We start from the raw sequence: 18,393 nt of genomic DNA on the forward strand, positions 1-18,393 counted from the left end.
GAAATGAAAGTACGTGCATCGGTCAAGAAAGTCTGCCGAAACTGCAAAATCATTCGTCGCAATGGCTCGATCCGGGTCATCTGCACTGAGCCTCGTCACAAACAGCGCCAGGGTTAATGCCCGGCGTGGTGACTGATGTTGATATCTGCCGTTTCAGGCGCTATCATTCGGCACCTTTTTGTGACGGAAAAGTAAACTGCAAAGCTTTGAACGCGGAGTGAAATGAATGGCACGTATAGCCGGTGTCAACATACCCGATAACAAACACGCTGTTGTATCGCTGACTTACATCTTTGGTGTGGGTCCCACGACAGCTCAGGAGCTTTGCGACGCCAGCGGCATCAAGCCGCATGTCCGGGTTTCAGAACTGACCGATGAGCAGGTTGATGGCCTGCGTTCCGAGGTTGGAAAGCTGTCCGTGGAAGGTGACCTGCGTCGTGAAGTACAGATGAACATCAAGCGGTTGAGGGACCTCGGGTGCTACCGTGGTCTTCGTCATCGCCATGGCCTGCCGGTGCGCGGCCAGCGTACGAAGACCAATGCGCGTACCCGTAAGGGCCCTCGTAAACCGATTCGTAAATAACAGGTAGGTAAAAATGGCAAAGCCAGGTACACGTACCCGTAAAAAGGTGAAAAAGTCGGTTGTTGATGGCGTGGCGCATATTCACGCTTCATTCAACAACACCATCGTGACCCTGTCGGATCGCCAGGGCAATGTCCTGTCATGGGCAACTGCCGGCGGTTCCGGGTTCCGTGGTTCGCGTAAGAGCACACCTTTTGCTGCGCAGGTAGCAGCTGAAAGAGCCGGTAACGCGGCTGCTGAATACGGATTGAAAAACCTGGACGTAATGGTCAAGGGTCCTGGACCCGGCCGGGAATCTGCGGTTCGCGCACTCAACAGCGTGGGTTTCAAGATCACGCAAATCGAAGACGCGACTCCCATCCCGCATAATGGCTGTCGTCCGCCGAAAAAGCGTCGCGTGTAATTAAGGAGACAGTGGGATATGGCACGTTACATTGGTCCGAAGTGTAAACTGTCTCGTCGCGAGGGGACAGATCTTTTCCTGAAGAGCGGCGTAAGAGCACTCGAAAGCAAATGCAATGCGGATACTGCACCTGGCCAGCACGGTGCTCGCCGGACAAGGGTATCCGAATATGGAACGCAGCTGCGGGAAAAGCAGAAAGTGCGTCGGATGTACGGAGTGCTCGAGAAGCAGTTCCGGAACTATTACAAAGAAGCAGCCCGGAAAAAGGGTTCAACAGGTGAAAACCTGCTGCAGCTTCTTGAAGGGCGGTTGGACAACGTTGCTTTCCGCATGGGCTTTGGCTCAACAAGGGCGGAAGCGCGGCAACTCGTTTCCCACAAGGCCCTGCAGGTTAATGGGCGTACAGTGAACGTCGCTTCCTATCAGGTGCAGCCCGGAGACGAGATCAAGGTCCGTGAGAAAGCACAGAATCAGCTGCGGATCAAGAATGCGCTGGAGCTGTCTTCAAGCCGGGCGGCTGTTGAGTGGGTAGATGTTGATACGAGCAAGCTGACGGGCACGCTGAAGGCACGTCCGGACCGGACTGACCTGTCCGCGGACATTAATGAAAGCTTGATCGTCGAGCTCTACTCCAAGTAACGCACAACGAATAGGGGCGTCTAATGCAGCGTTCAGCGAACGATTTTCTGACTCCGCGCAGCATTGATGTGCAGGAGCAGTCGAAGACCCATGCCAAGGTGATTCTGGAGCCGCTCGAGCGCGGTTTCGGTCACACACTGGGTAACGCGCTTCGCCGTATTCTTCTTTCTTCCATGCCCGGTTGTGCCGTCACGGAAGCGCAGATTGACGGTGTCCTGCACGAGTACAGCGCAATCGAAGGCGTGCAGGAAGATGTGATCGAGATCCTGCTCAACCTTAAGGCGCTTGCCGTTAAACTGAACGGTAGGGACCAGGTGGAGCTGTCGCTTTCGAAGAAAGAAGCAGGGCCTGTCACGGCAGCGGATATTCAGCTCGACCACGATGTCGAGATTGTTAATCCGGATCTGGTGATCTGTCACATCTCCGAGGGTGGTGAGCTGAATATGCGGCTCACAATCAGTGCTGGGCGTGGCTATGAGCCTGCGGATCAGCGGGCACAGGACGATGATGAGAGCCGGTCAATCGGTCGGCTCCAGGTGGACGCGACCTACAGCCCGATTCGTAGAGTGTCCTACATGGTTGAGAGCGCGCGGGTTGAGCAGCGTACGGATCTGGATAAATTGATCATCGACCTGGAGACGAATGGCACGATCAATCCTGAGGATGCCATTCGCCGCGCAGCGACGATTCTCCAGCAGCAGCTTGCGGTTTTTGTCGATCTGGATCAGGAAAAAGAGCCGGAAGAGTCTGTCGAAGAGGAAGAGGTGGATCCGATTCTTCTCCGCCCGGTGGACGATCTGGAACTGACGGTTCGTTCCGCAAACTGCCTGAAAGCCGAAAATATTTATTATATTGGCGATCTGATACAGCGCACCGAAGTGGAACTTCTCAAGACCCCGAACCTGGGGAAAAAGTCGCTTACCGAGATCAAGGATGTGCTCGCATCGCGGGGGCTCTCGCTTGGTATGCGGCTTGAAAACTGGCCACCGGCAAGTCTGCGTGGCGATGATCGGGTTCTCGGTGGTTGAGCGCTCAGTCGCTAGTCTTGGTTAAGGAATTAGAGCAATGCGTCATCGTAAGAGTGGTCGTAAATTTAATCGTAACAGCTCGCACCGCAAAGCCATGTATCGGAACATGACGGCCTCGCTGGTGGAGCATGAACTCATCAAGACGACCCTGCCAAAGGCAAAAGAGTTGCGTCGTGTGGCTGAGCCGCTGATCACTCTGGCCAAGCAGGATTCGGTAGCGAACCGTCGTCAGGCCTTTGCGCGGCTGCGCAGCGACGAGGCTGTAACGAAGCTGTTCAACGAACTTGGTCCGCGCTTTCAGGAGCGTCCCGGTGGCTATCTTCGCGTTCTGAAGTGTGGTCTCCGTGCCGGAGACAATGCGCCCATGGCGTATGTTGAAGTCATTGGACGCCCCGTGGTTGAGTACGTTGAAGACGATGAGGATGACGACGAGGACTGAAAGGTCTAACGTCGTATTCTAAAAGCCGGATCCATTTCATGGGTCCGGCTTTTTTGATTGTGACGTCACTCAAGCAGTCGGGCCAGGTAGCGCCCGGTGTGCGAGGCCTCGGTACGGGCAACCTGTTCGGGGGTGCCGCAGGCGATGATCCGTCCGCCGCCATCACCGCCTTCAGGCCCCAGATCAACAATCCAGTCGGCGGTCTTGATGACGTCGAGGTTGTGTTCGATCACTACAACCGTATTGCCGTGGTCGCGGAGTTTCTGGAGTACCTTCAGAAGCTGGTCGATATCGTGGAAGTGCAGTCCTGTTGTGGGTTCATCGAGTATGTACAGGGTCTTGCCGGTGTCGCGTTTCGACAGCTCGCGCGCCAGCTTTACACGCTGTGCCTCACCCCCTGAGAGGGTGATGGCGCTCTGGCCCAGCTTGATGTACCCAAGCCCCACGTCCATGAGTGTCTGCAGCTTTCGGGCCAGGAAAGGAACGGGGTCAAAGAAGTCACGGGCCTCCTCTATCGTCATTGAGAGAACCTCGTCGATGGACTTGCCCTTGTAGGTGATCTCCAGGGTTTCCCGGTTGTAGCGCTTGCCATGGCAGACGTCGCAGGGTACATAGAGATCCGGCAGGAAGTGCATTTCGACCTTGATCTCTCCGTCTCCCTGGCAGGCCTCGCAGCGCCCGCCCTTGACGTTGAAGCTGAAACGGCCTGGTTTATAGCCCCGCGACCGGGCTTCCTTGGTACCTGCAAACAGTTCCCGGATGGGCGTAAAAAGGCCTGTATAGGTGGCAGGATTGGATCGGGGCGTTCGCCCGATCGGGCTCTGGTCGATGTCGATGACCTTGTCCAGTGCATCGAGTCCATCAATGGCCTGATACGACTCCGCCGTCAGCGTGGTGCTGTTATTCAGTTCGCGGGACGCGACGGGATAGAGGGTGCTGTTGATGAGTGTCGACTTCCCGGAACCGGATACCCCCGTGATGCAGGTAAACACTCCCAGTGGCAGGTGGAAATCCATGCCCTGGAGGTTGTGCCCGGTTGCGCCTTTCAGGGTAAGGAAATGGTCGCCGTGCGGCGTGCGCCTGGCTGGTACCGGGATACTGCGGACTCCCGTCAGATATTGCCCGGTAAGTGATTCCGGCTCCGCAGTGATCTGATCCAGCGACCCCGAGGCGACAACACGACCACCGTGAACACCGGCTCCGGGACCCATATCAATAACATGATCCGCGGCACGAATCGCCTCCTCGTCGTGCTCCACAACAATCACGGTATTGCCAAGGTCGCGCAGGCGGGTCAGGGTGCCAAGAAGCCGGTCATTGTCGCGCTGGTGAAGGCCGATCGAAGGCTCATCCAGGATGTACATCACTCCCACCAGCCCGGCGCCAATCTGGCTGGCAAGACGGATGCGCTGTGCTTCCCCGCCGGAAAGGGTCTCTGCACGTCGTTCGAGTGTCAGGTAATTGAGGCCCACGTTCACCAGAAACTCCAGCCGCTGGCTGATTTCGTTGACGATCTTGTCGGCAATTTCGCCACGCCGCCCTGGCAGCGACAGCTCTTTGAAATAGTCGGTGGCGTCGCCGATTGACAGGGCAACAATGTCAGGAAGGTTCTGGTCCAGGATAAAAACATTCCTGGCGCTTTCCCGCAATCGTGAGCCATGGCAGTCCGGGCATGGCCTGGTGCTGACGGAGCGTGCCAGCTCCTCGCGTATGGAATGGGAGTCTGTTTCCCGGTACCGACGTTCGAGGTTGGGGATGACACCCTCGAAGGGGTGTTCCCGTTCCACGACCTGTCCCCGGGAGTTCACGTAACGGAAGGTGATGGTCTCGTCGCCGGTGCCGTAGAGGATGCGCTCACGGAATGTTTCCGGGAGGACTTCCCAGGGGGTATCCAGATCCAGACCGAATGCCTCGGCCACACTCTGCAGGAGCTGGAAATAATAGACGGATCGCCGGTCCCATCCCCTGATGGCGCCCTCGGCCAGGGTCAGCTCCGGGTGGCGCACCACCTTTGCTGGATCAAAGAACTGGTCCACGCCAAGCCCGTCGCAGGTCGGGCAGGCCCCTGCCGGGTTGTTGAAGGAGAACATGCGAGGTTCTGGCTCGCTGATGGAATAACCGCAGTGCGGGCAGGCATGTCGTGCCGAGAAAATGAGTTCTTGTGCCTGCTCATCATCCATGGAGGCGGCGAGCGCGGTGTCGTCCGCCAGCCCCAGGGCGGTTTCAAAGGATTCGGCAAGGCGCTGCTGGAGGCCGGGTTTGATGCGGAAACGGTCCACGACAACGTCGATGCTGTGCTTGCGGTTCTTATCAAGCGTCGGCAGGTCATCAATGTCATAGATGCGTCCGTCGATCCGTAAACGGATGAACCCCTGGCTGCGCATCTCATCGAACAGCTGCTGATGCTCGCCTTTCCGTTCACGGATTGCCGGAGCCAGAATCATCATGCGGCTCCCTTCTGGAAGGGCAAGGACCTGATCGACCATCTGGCTGATGGTCTGCGCCGCCAGTGGCACTCCGTGCTGGGGACAACGTGGTTCACCGGCGCGGGCAAAAAGAAGCCGCAGGTAGTCGTAGATCTCGGTGATCGTGCCAACCGTGGAGCGGGGGTTGTGGGAGGTTGATTTCTGCTCGATGGATATCGCCGGAGACAGACCTTCAATGTGGTCGACGTCCGGCTTTTCCATCATGGACAGGAACTGCCTGGCGTAGGTGGACAACGATTCCACATAGCGCCGCTGGCCCTCGGCATAGAGTGTATCGAAAGCCAGGGAGGACTTGCCCGAACCGGAAAGCCCGGTGATAACGACCAAACGGTCACGGGGCACGTCGAGATCGATGCTTTGGAGGTTGTGGGTGCGGGCGCCCTTGATACGAATGTGGTCCATAAGCTCCCTGAGCGCAAAAAGATCCATTATAGGGGTTTGCGCCCGACTCCCATACCGCTTGCGAGCCATGTGAGTGAAAAACACGGGTTGTGGTATCATGCCGCCGCTTTTACCTTCCCCGAACCCTGAGGCAAAGACGACTTCCATGAACTCCACTGAACGACGCTCGGTACTGGCGCTCGCGACCGTCTACGGCTCCCGGATGCTTGGGCTTTTCATGGTCTTGCCTGTATTTGTCCTCCTCGGGCGGGATCTGGATGGGGCAACTCCTATGCTGCTCGGGGTTGCCCTGGGTGCCTATGGCCTGACCCAGGCGGTGCTGCAGATTCCCTTTGGCATGCTCTCGGACCGTTTTGGCCGTAAGCCGCTCATCTATATCGGGCTGGTCCTCTTCGCCGCCGGCAGCCTGGTCGCGGCATTCTCGGACTCGATTCATGGCGTAATCGCCGGTCGTCTCCTGCAGGGGGCCGGTGCTATTGCCAGCGTTCTGATGGCGCTGGCAAGTGACCTCACGCGCGAAGAGAACCGCACGCGTGCCATGGCCACGATCGGACTTTCCATTGGCCTCGCGTTCGCACTGTCATTGGTGCTCGGGCCTCTTGTCGGGGAATGGTATGGGCTCACCGGGATCTTCACCCTGACCGCTGTGTTTTCCATGATCGGCGTCTTGCTGGTGGCTTTTGTGGTTCCTTCGCCTGAATCGCGCATCCATCAGCCCGATGCGCTGCCGGCTCGGGAGCAGATCCGGCAGGTGCTGTCCTCGTCCCGGCTGCTGAGACTGGACGCGGGCATCTTTTTTCTTCATCTGATTCTCACGGCCGTGTTTCTTGTGATCCCTGTATTGCTTGAGGACCGGCTTGCGGTTCAGGGCAGTGAGCACTGGTGGATCTATCTGACAGCCATGGGAACGGGCTTCATTGCCATGCTGCCGTTGATGATCGTGGGGGAGAAACACCGTCGGATCAAAGGCGTGATGGTCTTTGCCGTGGCCCTGCTGGCGACGGCCGTGGCCCTTCTGGGTGTGCCCCTGAGCTCGATCCTTCAGCTGTGGCTGGTTCTGTTTGCTTTTTTTGTTGGCTTTAATCTCCTTGAGGCGCTGCTCCCCTCGCTGATCAGCAAGGAAGCGCCCGCGGCCGGCAAAGGATCGGCCATGGGGGTTTATTCCACCAGCCAGTTCCTGGGCTCTTTTATTGGTGGCTCCGTCGGGGGCTGGGCTTCTGGTATCGCCGGTCTGACCGGTGTTATTGTGCTGATGCTGGCGGCGGCGCTGATCTGGTTGGTTGTTGTAGCCACCATGGCGCAGCCGAGCTATGCGAGTAGCCTGTCACTCCCGCTTGATCCGGCATACGGCACCTCGCCATCGGAAATACGGGAAGCGCTTCTCTCGGTGCCGGGGGTGAATGACGCCGTGGTGCTGGTCAATACCCATGAGGCCTGGTTGAAAGTTGACCGGCAAAAGCTCAACGAAGAGGCGCTGTGGCAATTGTCGTTTGTAGCCCGACAGCAGGCCTGAACGGCAGGGCCAGGGCAGGCCCTGGAGTGATAACTGAGAATAAAGGAAAAGGAGTAGAAAAAATGGCAAGAGGCGTAAACAAGGTCATCCTTATCGGCAACCTGGGTGTGGACCCGGAGACGCGCTATACGGCTAATGGCAATCCCGTCACCAACCTGAGTCTTGCGACCGACGAGAGCTATAAGGATCGCAATACGGGGCAGATGGTTCCAAAGACCGAGTGGCACCGTATTGTTATGTTCGGCAAGATCGCAGAGGTCGCGGGCCAGTATCTTCGCAAGGGATCCAAGGTCTATATTGAGGGCCGGCTGCAGACACGCAAATGGCAGGACCAGAGCGGCCAGGACCGTTATACCACCGAGATCGTGGTGGACATCAACGGCCAGATGCAGATGCTGGACAGCCGTGGTGGCGGGGATATGAACAGTGGCGCTGCCTCCGCGCCAAGTGGGCAGCAGGGGCAGTCACAGGGCGGTGGCTATGCACCGGACAGTGGTTCCTCGGGCGGCGGTGGGGACACCGGCATGCCGGAACCGGTGGACGACTTTGACGATGACATCCCGTTTTAGGCTCTCATTTATGTGAATTGTTGATCTGAGACTATTTCTGTATTTTCTGGTCCTTAAGACCCTGCTTCGGCAGGGTTTTTTGTTTTTTGGTGGGTGTCCAGCCGGGCGCGTCCGGCTCGGGCTCACCCGCAATCTCTCGGGCCCGCTCGCGATAGTGTGCTGCTTTGTCGGGATTGCCCAGGGCCTGGTGCACACGGCTCAGCAGTCGAAAATAGTTCAGCGTGACCTTGTTGGCCGGATAACGGTGCTCGGCGTTTTCTTCGAGTACCGCCATGCCGGCCTCAGTATGATTGGCCCTGAGCAGCAGACGCCCAAGGCGAAAGCGGGCCGGGAGAAAGTACGGATCCAGGGCCAGGGCATGCTGGTAGGCGGTCCTGGCCGCTTCGGCCGGTGAGGTGTCGGGGGCGGGGCTTTGATCCAGCGTCTCGTAAAATCGCCCGCGCAACAGAGGTGTCTCGGGCCGGTAGGGGTTGAGCGTGGCGGCTTTGTCGAGTTCGGATGTGATCGTCGACAGTGTGGACCCGGCAGGGTTGCTCTGTTTCTCCCGCGCGGATTTAAACAGCATCTGCGCCTTGACGTAGTGGTAGAGATCGACGTCCGGCCACCAGTTAATGGCGCTATTGATGTGGGCCATCGCGGTTGAGGGTTCGCTGCGATTTCTTGCCTCTCCCGCTCGATGATAGTGCCAGCCGCTGCCCGCCGCGCTGATGTAGAGGTTCAGCGGTATCAGCAGAAGCAGTGTCAGGCTCAGGTTGAAAACCGGCTTTGCGCGCGTATTTTGTTCGGGCGAGTCCACGGTGGTTGGTCCGAGCAGTGATAACAGTCGGCCAATCGCCAGCCCCATCACAAAGAGGATCGGCATGAGGTACAGGTTGAAGGTGAGCAGGCTATGGGTGACAACCGCGAGCAGGCCACAGAAGAGACCTGAGGCTTCAATGCTTTGATCAGCGGCTGATCGCGCCATCAGGCGGGGAATCGTCCACCACGCCAGCATCGCCATACTGGCCAGGATCAACAGCAGCCCGGGCCAACCTGTCTCGATCAGGAACTGGAGATAGTCATTGTGGGCGTAGAACGCTGCCGATTTATCCTCAATGTCCCGGTAGGGTGGGTAGACGAGCCAGTACAGCCCCGGTCCGATGCCATGCCAGGGTGTGTCTTGCGCGAGCTCCAGCGAGCCTCTCCAGATCGCAAAGCGGCTGCCCCCGGCCGCCCAGGGGTCAGCCAGGGAGGACACGCGCTCACCCAGCTGACCCATCGAGGCCAGTTGGGCGCTACCCACTGCGCCAATGAAAATAAGACCCGTGCTGACAAGGGAGTTCCTGGCAACCGCTTTTCGGAACGCGAGAAAAAGCAGGATAACCATGCCGGTCACCAGGGTCAGCAGAGCGCCGCGACTGCCGATTAGGCCCACCACAAAAACCAGCAGGGCCATGAGACCCATGCCGGCCCAGTTGCGCCAGCCACGGCCATGCTGCAGCGCGAGGCCGGTCGCGCTTAACGCAACCAGCATCTGGAGGGCGGCAAAGTTGTTTTTGTTGAGAAAGGTGGCCGACGGTTGCCGGACCTGGATAAAGAACTGGTAGCAGGCCATGATCGCAAGCGAGGCCATCAGTATCCCTACGCCGGCAATTGTAATGGAGGCAAACCATCGGGATTGGCGCAACCACAGGGTGATGGCGGCGCTGGCTGGAAGCGCCGCCAGTGTCCACGTGGCGCTTTCGCTCAGGTAACGCACCGGGCTGAAACCACTGAGCAGAAACCACCAGAACCAGACAAGCCCCAAGAGCCAGAGCGGCCCGGTTAGCTGCCAGGAAGCCGAGGGCGCGCGTGCCCAAAGCGCAATGGCGAAAGAGGTGATTAGGCCTAGACCCGAGAGCCCCAGATACATGGGGTCGAGTTGGTTATAGTAGAGGCTGGCGAGCAGCCCAAGTATCAGGAATACGGCTGCGAGGCTGGCGGCCCATGAAGGCGTCTTTGCAGCAGTGCTCATCGGGTTTCCTCTTTCATGATCAGCCAGTCATTGCCGCCTTCATCTAGTCCATGGAAGGCTATTGCAGTATCATCGCGTCAGGCTAGACCATTTTGGGTGATTTGGCATGGATCTTTCATGGTGACCCTGGGTGTAAAGTACCAGGGCATCCATTAACTGCCGGTGACTTGCCAACTGATGGCGAGACCCTTCCAAGCTTTACCGTAGAAGGTTTCACGTAATTCTGTCGGTCTTTGAGAATGTTGGGTGAATTGAGGACGCTAAACACCTGACACGACTGGATAGTTGTGAAGGCTAAACTATACTGAGTGTGGCGTCGTAGGTGATTCCTGCGGTTCTGAATTCATCGCGCAGTACAGACCGGCAGATTTGTGATTCCAGACTTCCTGAAACGACCGTTCACCAAAAAGCAGCACGGTGTCAGCCTGGCCCTGGAGCTGGCCTCCGGGGGCATTGCCTGGGCAATGACTGGCGATGGTATCCATGGGGCGCGGACGGGTTTTGTCGAGGTTGATTCCGCCTCCCGCCATGAGGCGGTTCAGGATTTGATTACCGAGCACTCGCTGAAGGGTGCTGTTGTCAATCTTGTTCTTTCGCAGGACCAGTACCAGATTTTCCAGGCCGAACGGCCGCCAGTGGAGGCCCATGAGCTGGCCGAGGCTGTGCGCTGGAAACTCGGAGAACTACTGGAATACCCCGCCAACGAGGCCGTCATCGATACCTTCCCTTTCCCCGATGATGCCACGCGCGACCGGGGCAAGCTGATCAACGCGGTCTGTGCCCATCAGGAGCTGATAGGTGGTTACGTTGAGCTTGTTCATGAGGCGGGTCTTGAATTGAACCGCATTGATGTCGCCGAACTGGCGCTGCGTAACCTTCTCGCTTATGCCGATCCGGAAGGTGGAGGATCTGCGTTGCTGTACCTGAGCGAGAATCATGGGCACATGGTTTTCTGTCGGGGCACCATGCTTTATATGGCGCGCCGTATCGAGGTGTCCTTGGCACAGCTTCGGGACGCCGCAAGTCAGGAGCAGGCCGTGCAGGCGCTGGCCCTGGAGATGCAGCGTTCCCTGGATTATTTCGAGAGCCAGTTGCGCCAGGTTCCCCCTGGCCGCATTCAGGTGGCAGGCCATCCAGAGCATCTGCCCCTGGCGGGCATGCTCACGACCAATGTCACCGCCGAGGTTGCGGACTTCGACTGGCGGGTAGTGCTCGGCGATGAAGCCCCTGAGCCGGACCCCAGGGCCGGCCTGGCACTGGGTGCCCTGTTGGCAACCGATCAGGGGGTGCGCCCGTGAGACAGGACGTTAATCTTTACACCGAGGCGTTCAGGCCAAGCCAGGAGTGGCTTACGCTGAGCTTCGCGGCGCGCTGTAGCGTGGCGGCATTGCTGATCGTGGCGATTATCGGCGGCTGGACCCAGTATCAGGTTCTGCAACTGCGTGATGAGCAGCAACAGCTCGAGCAGGAACAGGCCCGCACGCAAGACGTCATTGCGGGTTTGAATGAGCAGCTTGCTCAGCAACAGCGTGATCCTGAACTGGAAAATCAGGTTGAACGTCTGGAAGAACGGGCTGCGGACCGCAAGCGCCTGGTGGAGCGTGCCGGATCCGTGGCCAGGGCGAGCAATGAAGGCTTCACGCCTTATCTCGAAGGGCTCGCGAAACAGTCCCGGGAGGGGCTCTGGCTGACGCGCATACAGGTCAATCTGCTGCGTGATCGTCTGCACCTGCAGGGTGAAACCGTTCAGGGCCAGCACGTGCCCAATTACCTGCAGCGACTCAGGGAGGAGCCTGTTTTCGAAGGGCGGCGGTTTGAGCGCTTCGGAATTGAGCGGACTGATCAGTCCGCCTTTCTGGAATTTGATGTTGCCTCGCGCCGGAACAGCGGCGGGGAGGAGGATTGATGCAGGCGGTTCGTGAACGCTGGAATGCCTTTGCCGAACGATTCATGAGCTACGGCCGGCGCGAGCGGTTGATGATGACACTTGCCGTCGTTGTTGTCCTGTTGCTCGGTGGCTGGCAGTTGCTGGTTACTCCGTCGCTGGTTGAGAAGCAGGCCATGGAGAGCCGGCTGGCGAGTCTTTCTGATGAGGTCCGGGCACTGGAAGACCAGCGTCGGAGCCTGAAGGATCAGCTCAGCGAGGATCCGAATGAGCCTCTGCGCAAACGGCGTTCCCAGCTTCAGCAGCGTCTGGAGCGTTACAACCAGGAGCTTGAAGCACTTACAACAGGGCTGGTCAGCCCTACGGAAATGGTTGCCCTCCTCAGGGAGATGCTGGCCGAGCACGACGGGATCACCCTGGTTTCAGTCAGCCATGAGCCTGCCGAGCCGGTGGCGCTGGGCGGTAACACTTCAGACGGTGAAAACGCGGGGCTTTATTCCCATCCGGTCTCTGTAACCGTCGGGGGAAGCTTTCATGAAATTCTGGACTATCTTGGTGATCTGGAGGCGCTGGATGAACGGCTTGGGTGGCGCTCGCTGGATTACCAGGTCTCGGGCTGGCCGGATGCCCGGGTTCAGATCCGGCTCCATACACTGAGTCTGCACGAGGAGTGGCTGGGTGTTTAAGCGGATTTCAGCAGCGCTTGTCATGGCAATGCTTCTGGCCGCTACGGTGTCGGCCGATGACCTGCGGGATCCGACAAAACCGCCGCAACAGCGCCAGTCCTCACAGCAGCCGGCTGCGATTACCCGATACAGTCTGGACTCCATACTGGTATCGGATTCACGGCGAATTGCCGTGATCAACGGCGTTTCCCTGGCTGTGGGGGAGCGCGTCGGGAATGCCGCAGTCAGACGTATCGCCAGGGATCGGGTGTTACTCGAGATCAACGGGAAAACACACACGCTGGTGCTGGATTCAGCACCTTCTATCAGGCGGTAGTGGAGCAGGCGGACCGGTTTATGGGTTATGTTCTGAAACAGATTGTAGCGGGCGCAGTTTCGCTGGTGGTGCTCGGGGGTTGTGCCAGCAATCCGCTGATGCAGACCAGCACGGCCTCCTCCACGGAAACGACCCAATCCATCGAGGACAGTCTTGATGAGGCTCTGGAAAGTGCTCCATCTGAGTCGCAGCGCCAGGCTCCCGACGATGTGACCGATGCTCTGATGCCTGAAATGGGCGGAGGAGGCAGCGCATCCATGGAAGAGGCCTTCAACGTGGATGCCAGAAAGCTGCCGGCGGAGACTTTCTTTCAGAGTCTGGTTGATGGCACCGATTACAACGCCGTGGTGCACCCGCAGGTCTCGGGATCCATCTCGCTGGAGCTGGATCAGGTGACGGTTCCCGAAGTCATGGATCTTGTCTCTGATATGTACGGCTTCCATATTGAGCGCCAGAACAACATATTCCGAATCCAGCCGGGCGGTGTGCAGACCCGTGTATTCCAGATTGACTACCTGGACATCCAGCGTCGGGGTACTTCTGAAACGCAGGTGCGCTCCGGCCAGGTCACCGATGCCAACGGCGGTAGTAGCGGCACCAGGAATAGTAACGGTGACGATAACGGGGTCGGTGGCGCTGTCGTCGGTACACGCATCACCACGCGGTCCGAATCCACGTTCTGGGCGGACCTGAATGAGTCACTGAACATGATCGTGGGTGACGGCCAGAACCAGAAAGTCATCACCACCCCCGGTTCCGGCGTGGTCGTGGTCCAGGCAACACCGGAAAAGCTTGCCACCGTCGAGGATTACCTGCGGCGTATGCAGTTGATCTCCAAGCGCCAAGTGATCCTCGAGGCCAAGATTCTCGAGGTGGAGCTCAGTGACGAGTATCAGCAGGGCATCAACTGGAATGCAGTCGATGAAGTTGGAGGCGGTACTATTGATGCTGGCCTGAGCAGTATTGGGGCCGGTACCCAGAACGGTGGTGGTGTTTTCTCAGCGGCGCTCGATGTGGGAGGCTTTGATAGCCTGATCGAGCTCCTGGGTACCCAGGGTAACGTCCAGGTGCTCTCCAGCCCTCGCATCTCCACGGTCAACAACGAAAAGGCTGTGATCAAGGTGGGCAGTGATGAGTTCTTTGTCACCGACCTGGACTTTGATGACAGCACAACCGCCGCCAGTCAGACGTCGCGTTCCACCTCTGTGGACCTTACCCCGTTCTTTTCCGGGATTTCGCTGGATGTAACCCCCCAGATCAGCGAAAACGATGTGGTTACCCTTCATGTTCATCCGGCTGTCAGCGAGGTCGAGGACCAGCAGAAACTGATCACCATTGGCGATGAGGATGTGACCCTGCCGCTGGCACTGAGCACGGTTCGCGAGACAGACAGTGTGGTCAGCGCCCGCAGTGGCGAGATTGTGGTAATTGGCGGCCTGATGCAGGAAAGCACCGAGGAGACCACCTCGGCTGTACCCTTCTTCAGCGAGATCCCGGTGCTTGGTGAGCTTTTCAAGCAACGCCGTTTCGAGTCCCGCAAGAGCGAGCTTGTGATCCTGCTGAAACCGATGGTCGCGGGTGCGGAGCAATGGCGTGAGGATATTGAAGGCAGCCGCGAACGCATGCGCGAGCTGCGCCGGATCATGGAGTCAACGGAAGCGCCCGGACCGAAGCCGGCGACCTCTCGGCAACGCCAGAGGTGAACATGTACCTGTCGTTTTTCGGACTCAACGAGGCACCATTTTCGCTGACCCCGAATACCCGGTACTTCCTGCGGGCGGAGAGCCATGCGCAGGCACTGGAGTTGTTGCTGGTTGCCCTGCGTGAGCAGGAAGGGTTCATCAAGGTGTCCGGGGAGGTGGGGACAGGGAAAACCCTGTTATGCCGGTTGTTGCTGAACCAGCTTCCCGAAGAGGTGAAGACTGCCTACCTCCCGAATCCGCAGCTTACCCCGACCGGGCTTTTCCAGGCACTGGCCGATGAGCTGGGCCTGAGCCTCCCGGATGCGGAGAATACCCATCGGGCCCTGTCTGCCCTGCAACGCCACTTGATTGATACGGCGGCGGACGGCTACTCGGTGGTGCTGGTGATTGATGAAGCCCAGGCCATGCCGGAAGAAACCCTGGAAGCCCTGCGCCTGCTGACCAACCTGGAAACCGAGAGCCGCAAGCTGATCCAGGTTGTGCTTTTCGGGCAACCCGAGCTTGATGTCCTTCTGGATCAGGACAGCCTGCGTCAGCTCAAGCAGCGGATCACGTTCCAGTGCCGTCTCAGCACCCTGGACCGGGCGGCGGTTGATGCCTATCTCCAGCATCGTCTGGCCCAGGCGGGATTCAACGGTGGTCGGCTGTTCCGGCCGGGCGCGGTGCGGCTGATCGCGAAATCCTCCCGGGGCACGCCACGGCTGATCAACATCCTGGCCCACAAGGCACTGATTGCCGCCTATGGTCAGGGTGCGCGCGAAATCACCCGGAGCCACGCAAAGCAGGCGATCCGTGATACGGACAGTGCCCGCCAACCCAATGGGCTGGGAGGCTGGGCATGAGCCTCCTCAACGATGCACTGCGTGATCTTGAAAAGCGTGAGCATGAACCCGGTGGGCCGGACAAGGCTATTCCCGCTGGGTTAACGCAGCCCGCTTCCGGGGCGAACCGGCTCTGGCCGATAGCGGCTGTTGCCCTCATTGCGTTGCTGGCGATGGCGGGCGGTGCCTGGTTCTGGCTGGCTGGGGGCGAGGGTGCCGCCCCACAGGTGGCCAATGCGCCACAACCGGTGACCCGGCCGGAGCCCCAATTTGATCCCGAGCCGGTGGTGAAGGCCGTAGAGACGGTACCAGAGCCGCAACCGGTTGTGCAGGCAGATCCTGAAGCGGCATCAGAATCTGCTCCAGAGCCAGAGCCAGAGCCAGAGCCAGAGCCAGAGTCTTCTGTCGCCTCCGGGGGCGATGCTGAGTCGGAACCGGCGCCTGAACAGGCCAGCGTCAGAGAGCTGACACCACGTGAACGTGATCGCCGGTTGGCCGGTCGACTTGAGGACCTTCTCAATAGCGGCCAGGCTGTCCAGGCCCGCGAGCGCCTGCGCGCCCATCTGGTGCTGGATTCGGATGCGCCCAGATCGCGGGAAGTGATGGCCCTGTATCATCTTCGCCGGGGCAACCCGGCGCGGGCTCGGGAATGGTTGCCGGATACGGTGGTAAGGCTGTATCCCTCACTGAGGTTACTTCGGGCACGTATCGCGCGCAGTGAACAGGGAAGGGGCGAGGCGCTGGCCTGGCTGGAACAGGACCCGCCTGCCGCCGAGCGCTATCCGGATTACCACACCATGCTCGCGGCGCTCTACCAGCAAACCGGGCAATCCGCCGAAGCAGCCAGCATCTGGGCCGGGCTTCTGGAAACCGATGACACCCAGGCTCGCTGGTGGGCCGGCCTGGGTATTGCCCTGGAATCCCAGGGGCGCAGCGAAAGTGCCCGGTCCGCCTTTGCGCAGGCAGCACGGTTGCCGGGCCTGCCGGAACAGCTCCGGCTCTATGTGGAACAGCGGCTCTCCGGGGAACAGGGTTAACGTCATGGCTGAACAGCGTAAGAAAGTCCGTATCGGCGACCTGTTGGTCCAGAACGAGGTCATCACGGAAGACCAGCTCCAGACCGCGCTCCAGGAGCAGAAGAAAACCGGCCGCAAGCTCGGCAAGACCCTGACGGGGCTGGGTTACCTGGACGAGGATCAGCTTCTCAACTTCCTCTCCAAGCAGCTGGACATCCCTTTCGTGCAGCTGCGCCATTACAACTTTGATGACGATCTCATCAAGAAACTGCCGGAAGCCCAGGCCCGCCGTTTCCGGGCCATTGTCCTGGCCGAGCGTAACGGCGAACTGCTCGTGGGCATGGCCGATCCCATGGACATCTTCGCCTACGACGAGCTGGTGCGCCTCCTGAAGCAGCCCGTAAAACAGGCGGTGGTGCGGGAAAGCGAACTGCTCAACACCCTGGACCTGGTCTATCGCCGTACCGATGAAATCGCCTCCCTGGCCGAGGAACTGGACGACGAGATCGGCGATGAAGCCTTTGATCTGTCGGATCTCGGCAACGACTCGGATGTGAACGAGGCGCCGGTAGTGCGCCTGCTGCAGACCATCTTCGAGGATGCCGTCCAGGCCCGGAGCTCGGACGTGCACATCGAGCCGGACGAAACCGTGATCCGCATCCGCCAGCGTATCGACGGCGTGCTCCAGGAACAGGTCATGAAGGAGAAACGCATCCACTCGGCCCTGGTGCTCCGCCTCAAGCTCATGGCCGGACTGAATATTTCCGAGAAACGGGTGCCCCAGGACGGGCGCTTCAACATCCGCGTGCGGGGGCGCAGCATCGACGTGCGGGTCTCAACACTACCGGTGCAGTACGGCGAATCCGTGGTCATGCGTCTGCTGGACCAGTCCGAGGGGATCCTGAACCTGGAATCCACAGGCATGCCACCGGACATAATCCGGCGCTTCCGGCGCCTGATCCATCGCCCCTTCGGCATGATCCTGGTCACGGGCCCGACGGGCAGTGGTAAGACCACCACCCTCTACGGCGCCCTGACCGAACTGAACAAGCCCGAGGTGAAAGTCATCACCGCCGAGGACCCGGTGGAATACCGGCTGCCACGGATCACCCAGGTCCAGGTGAACAGCCGGATCGGGCTCGACTTTGCCTCGGTGCTGCGTTCCGCCCTGCGCCAGGATCCGGACATCATCCTGGTGGGCGAGATGCGGGATCAGGAAACCGTGGAAATTGGGCTAAGGGCCGCGATGACCGGCCACCTGGTCCTGTCCACCCTGCACACCAACGACGCCATCAGCAGTGCCATGCGACTGCTGGACATGGGCGCCGAGCCCTTCCTGGTCTCCAGCTCGATTTCCGGGGTCCTGGCCCAGCGCCTGGTGCGTAAGGTCTGCGATAACTGCAAGGCACCTTACACGCCCAGCCGACAGGAGCAGGTATGGCTGGACAGTATCCGGAGCATGTCCGGAAGCGACCGTGCCGAGCGTGAGACTGAGTCACTCCCCAACACTGAGCCTTCCGGCGAGGAGGTGGGCGAAGACCGCGATGAGTCACTTGAGCTTTCGTTGTCCGATGAGCTTCTGGAAAGTTCAGAGCCTGAACCATCCCTTGAGGGTGGAGGGGCAAGCGGCTTTGTGAAGGGGAACGGGTGCTACCAGTGCGGCAATACGGGCTATCGCGGGCGGATCGGTGTCCATGAACTCCTGGAGATGGACGACGATATGCTGGATGCACTCCGGCGCGCGGATTACGCGGCTTTTGAACGCGCGGCACGGGCCAGCCCCGGCTACGAGAGCCTGGATCGCTGCGCCCTGCGCTATGCGGAACAGGGCATCACCACGCTTGAAGAAGTGGCGCGCGTGTCGGCCACGCTCAGCGGCAACATCAGTAACGACAAGGGCGAGGTGTAGCC

General features: G+C 59.4%; 18 protein-coding genes. 16 read left to right on the plus strand and 2 right to left on the minus strand.

Translation table 11 applies throughout. The annotated features are described in order from the left end of the window. The first annotated feature begins 3 nt into the window (after window positions 1-3). The 6 genes from rpmJ (at window position 4) to rplQ (ending at window position 3,092) form a co-directional block, all read left to right on the plus strand. A complete protein-coding gene (rpmJ, locus tag DES49_RS14430) occupies window positions 4-117 on the plus strand; it encodes a 50S ribosomal protein L36 (protein WP_133737141.1) in 114 nt (37 codons plus the stop codon). Between the two features lie 109 nt (window positions 118-226). Continuing rightward, window positions 227-583 carry a 30S ribosomal protein S13 gene (rpsM, locus tag DES49_RS14435; RefSeq protein WP_133737142.1) on the plus strand — a complete coding sequence of 119 codons (357 nt, stop codon included), beginning with the start codon at window positions 227-229 and terminating at the stop codon, window positions 581-583. A 13-nt stretch (window positions 584-596) separates the two neighbouring features. Next, the gene (gene rpsK, locus DES49_RS14440) at window positions 597-986 is read left to right on the plus strand and encodes a 30S ribosomal protein S11 (RefSeq protein ID WP_133737143.1); all 390 of its coding nucleotides are present in this window, start codon (window positions 597-599) and stop codon (window positions 984-986) included. An 18-nt stretch (window positions 987-1,004) separates the two neighbouring features. After that, window positions 1,005-1,625 carry a 30S ribosomal protein S4 gene (rpsD, locus tag DES49_RS14445; RefSeq protein ID WP_133737144.1) on the plus strand — a complete coding sequence of 207 codons (621 nt, stop codon included), beginning with the start codon at window positions 1,005-1,007 and terminating at the stop codon, window positions 1,623-1,625. Window positions 1,626-1,648: 23 nt separating this feature from the next. After that, window positions 1,649-2,653, plus strand: coding sequence for a DNA-directed RNA polymerase subunit alpha (locus DES49_RS14450; RefSeq protein ID WP_133737145.1), 1,005 nt, complete (start codon window positions 1,649-1,651; stop codon window positions 2,651-2,653). Between the two features lie 37 nt (window positions 2,654-2,690). Then, window positions 2,691-3,092: a 50S ribosomal protein L17 gene (gene rplQ / locus DES49_RS14455; protein WP_133737146.1), complete on the plus strand. Its 402-nt coding sequence runs from the start codon at window positions 2,691-2,693 to the stop codon at window positions 3,090-3,092. A gap of 65 nt (window positions 3,093-3,157) precedes the next feature. Here the strand turns inward: rplQ and uvrA are convergent, their stop codons facing one another. Continuing rightward, entirely contained in the window at window positions 3,158-5,980 is a 2,823-nt protein-coding gene (uvrA, locus tag DES49_RS14460) for an excinuclease ABC subunit UvrA (protein WP_133737303.1), read from the minus strand. Window positions 5,981-6,125: 145 nt separating this feature from the next. Here uvrA and DES49_RS14465 point away from each other — a divergent pair, with 145 nt between their 5' ends. Both DES49_RS14465 and ssb read left to right on the plus strand, forming a co-directional pair. Further along, window positions 6,126-7,493, plus strand: a complete 1,368-nt coding sequence (locus tag DES49_RS14465; protein WP_133737147.1) for an MFS transporter — start codon at window positions 6,126-6,128, stop codon at window positions 7,491-7,493. A gap of 62 nt (window positions 7,494-7,555) precedes the next feature. After that, on the plus strand, window positions 7,556-8,062 hold the full coding sequence (ssb, locus tag DES49_RS14470; protein WP_133737148.1) for a single-stranded DNA-binding protein: 507 nt from the start codon (window positions 7,556-7,558) through the stop codon (window positions 8,060-8,062). 31 nt (window positions 8,063-8,093) lie between these two features. Here the strand turns inward: ssb and DES49_RS14475 are convergent, their stop codons facing one another. Continuing rightward, window positions 8,094-10,055, minus strand: a complete 1,962-nt coding sequence (locus DES49_RS14475) for an O-antigen ligase family protein (RefSeq protein ID WP_133737149.1) — start codon at window positions 10,053-10,055, stop codon at window positions 8,094-8,096. Between the two features lie 371 nt (window positions 10,056-10,426). On the opposite strand from DES49_RS14475, the gene DES49_RS14480 reads away from it, so the two are divergent. From DES49_RS14480 to DES49_RS14515, 8 genes are read left to right on the plus strand one after another with little or no spacing between them, the layout of a single operon-like run. Continuing rightward, a complete protein-coding gene (locus DES49_RS14480) occupies window positions 10,427-11,353 on the plus strand; it encodes a type IV pilus biogenesis protein PilM (RefSeq protein WP_133737150.1) in 927 nt (308 codons plus the stop codon). Continuing rightward, complete coding sequence (locus DES49_RS14485) at window positions 11,350-11,961, plus strand: PilN domain-containing protein (protein WP_133737151.1); 612 nt, start codon at window positions 11,350-11,352, stop codon at window positions 11,959-11,961. Before DES49_RS14480 ends, DES49_RS14485 begins: the two co-directional genes overlap by 4 nt. Further along, window positions 11,961-12,626 (plus strand): type II secretion system protein M, encoded by a 666-nt coding sequence (locus DES49_RS14490; protein ID WP_133737152.1) that lies wholly within the window; start codon window positions 11,961-11,963, stop codon window positions 12,624-12,626. The genes DES49_RS14485 and DES49_RS14490 overlap by 1 nt, the downstream gene beginning before the upstream one ends. Window positions 12,627-12,648: 22 nt before the next feature. Continuing rightward, a complete protein-coding gene (locus DES49_RS14495) occupies window positions 12,649-12,942 on the plus strand; it encodes a hypothetical protein (RefSeq protein ID WP_133737153.1) in 294 nt (97 codons plus the stop codon). Between the two features lie 20 nt (window positions 12,943-12,962). Then, window positions 12,963-14,645 carry a pilus (MSHA type) biogenesis protein MshL gene (mshL, locus tag DES49_RS14500; RefSeq protein WP_243865063.1) on the plus strand — a complete coding sequence of 561 codons (1,683 nt, stop codon included), beginning with the start codon at window positions 12,963-12,965 and terminating at the stop codon, window positions 14,643-14,645. A gap of 2 nt (window positions 14,646-14,647) precedes the next feature. Beyond that, window positions 14,648-15,487, plus strand: coding sequence for an ExeA family protein (locus tag DES49_RS14505; protein WP_133737154.1), 840 nt, complete (start codon window positions 14,648-14,650; stop codon window positions 15,485-15,487). Further along, window positions 15,484-16,503 carry a tetratricopeptide repeat protein gene (locus tag DES49_RS14510; RefSeq protein WP_133737155.1) on the plus strand — a complete coding sequence of 340 codons (1,020 nt, stop codon included), beginning with the start codon at window positions 15,484-15,486 and terminating at the stop codon, window positions 16,501-16,503. The genes DES49_RS14505 and DES49_RS14510 overlap by 4 nt, the downstream gene beginning before the upstream one ends. A gap of 4 nt (window positions 16,504-16,507) precedes the next feature. After that, on the plus strand, window positions 16,508-18,391 hold the full coding sequence (locus DES49_RS14515; RefSeq protein WP_243865064.1) for a GspE/PulE family protein: 1,884 nt from the start codon (window positions 16,508-16,510) through the stop codon (window positions 18,389-18,391). Window positions 18,392-18,393: the final 2 nt, after the last annotated feature.

Source organism: Halospina denitrificans, assembly GCF_004364635.1.
Lineage (GTDB): Bacteria > Pseudomonadota > Gammaproteobacteria > Pseudomonadales > Oleiphilaceae > Halospina > Halospina denitrificans.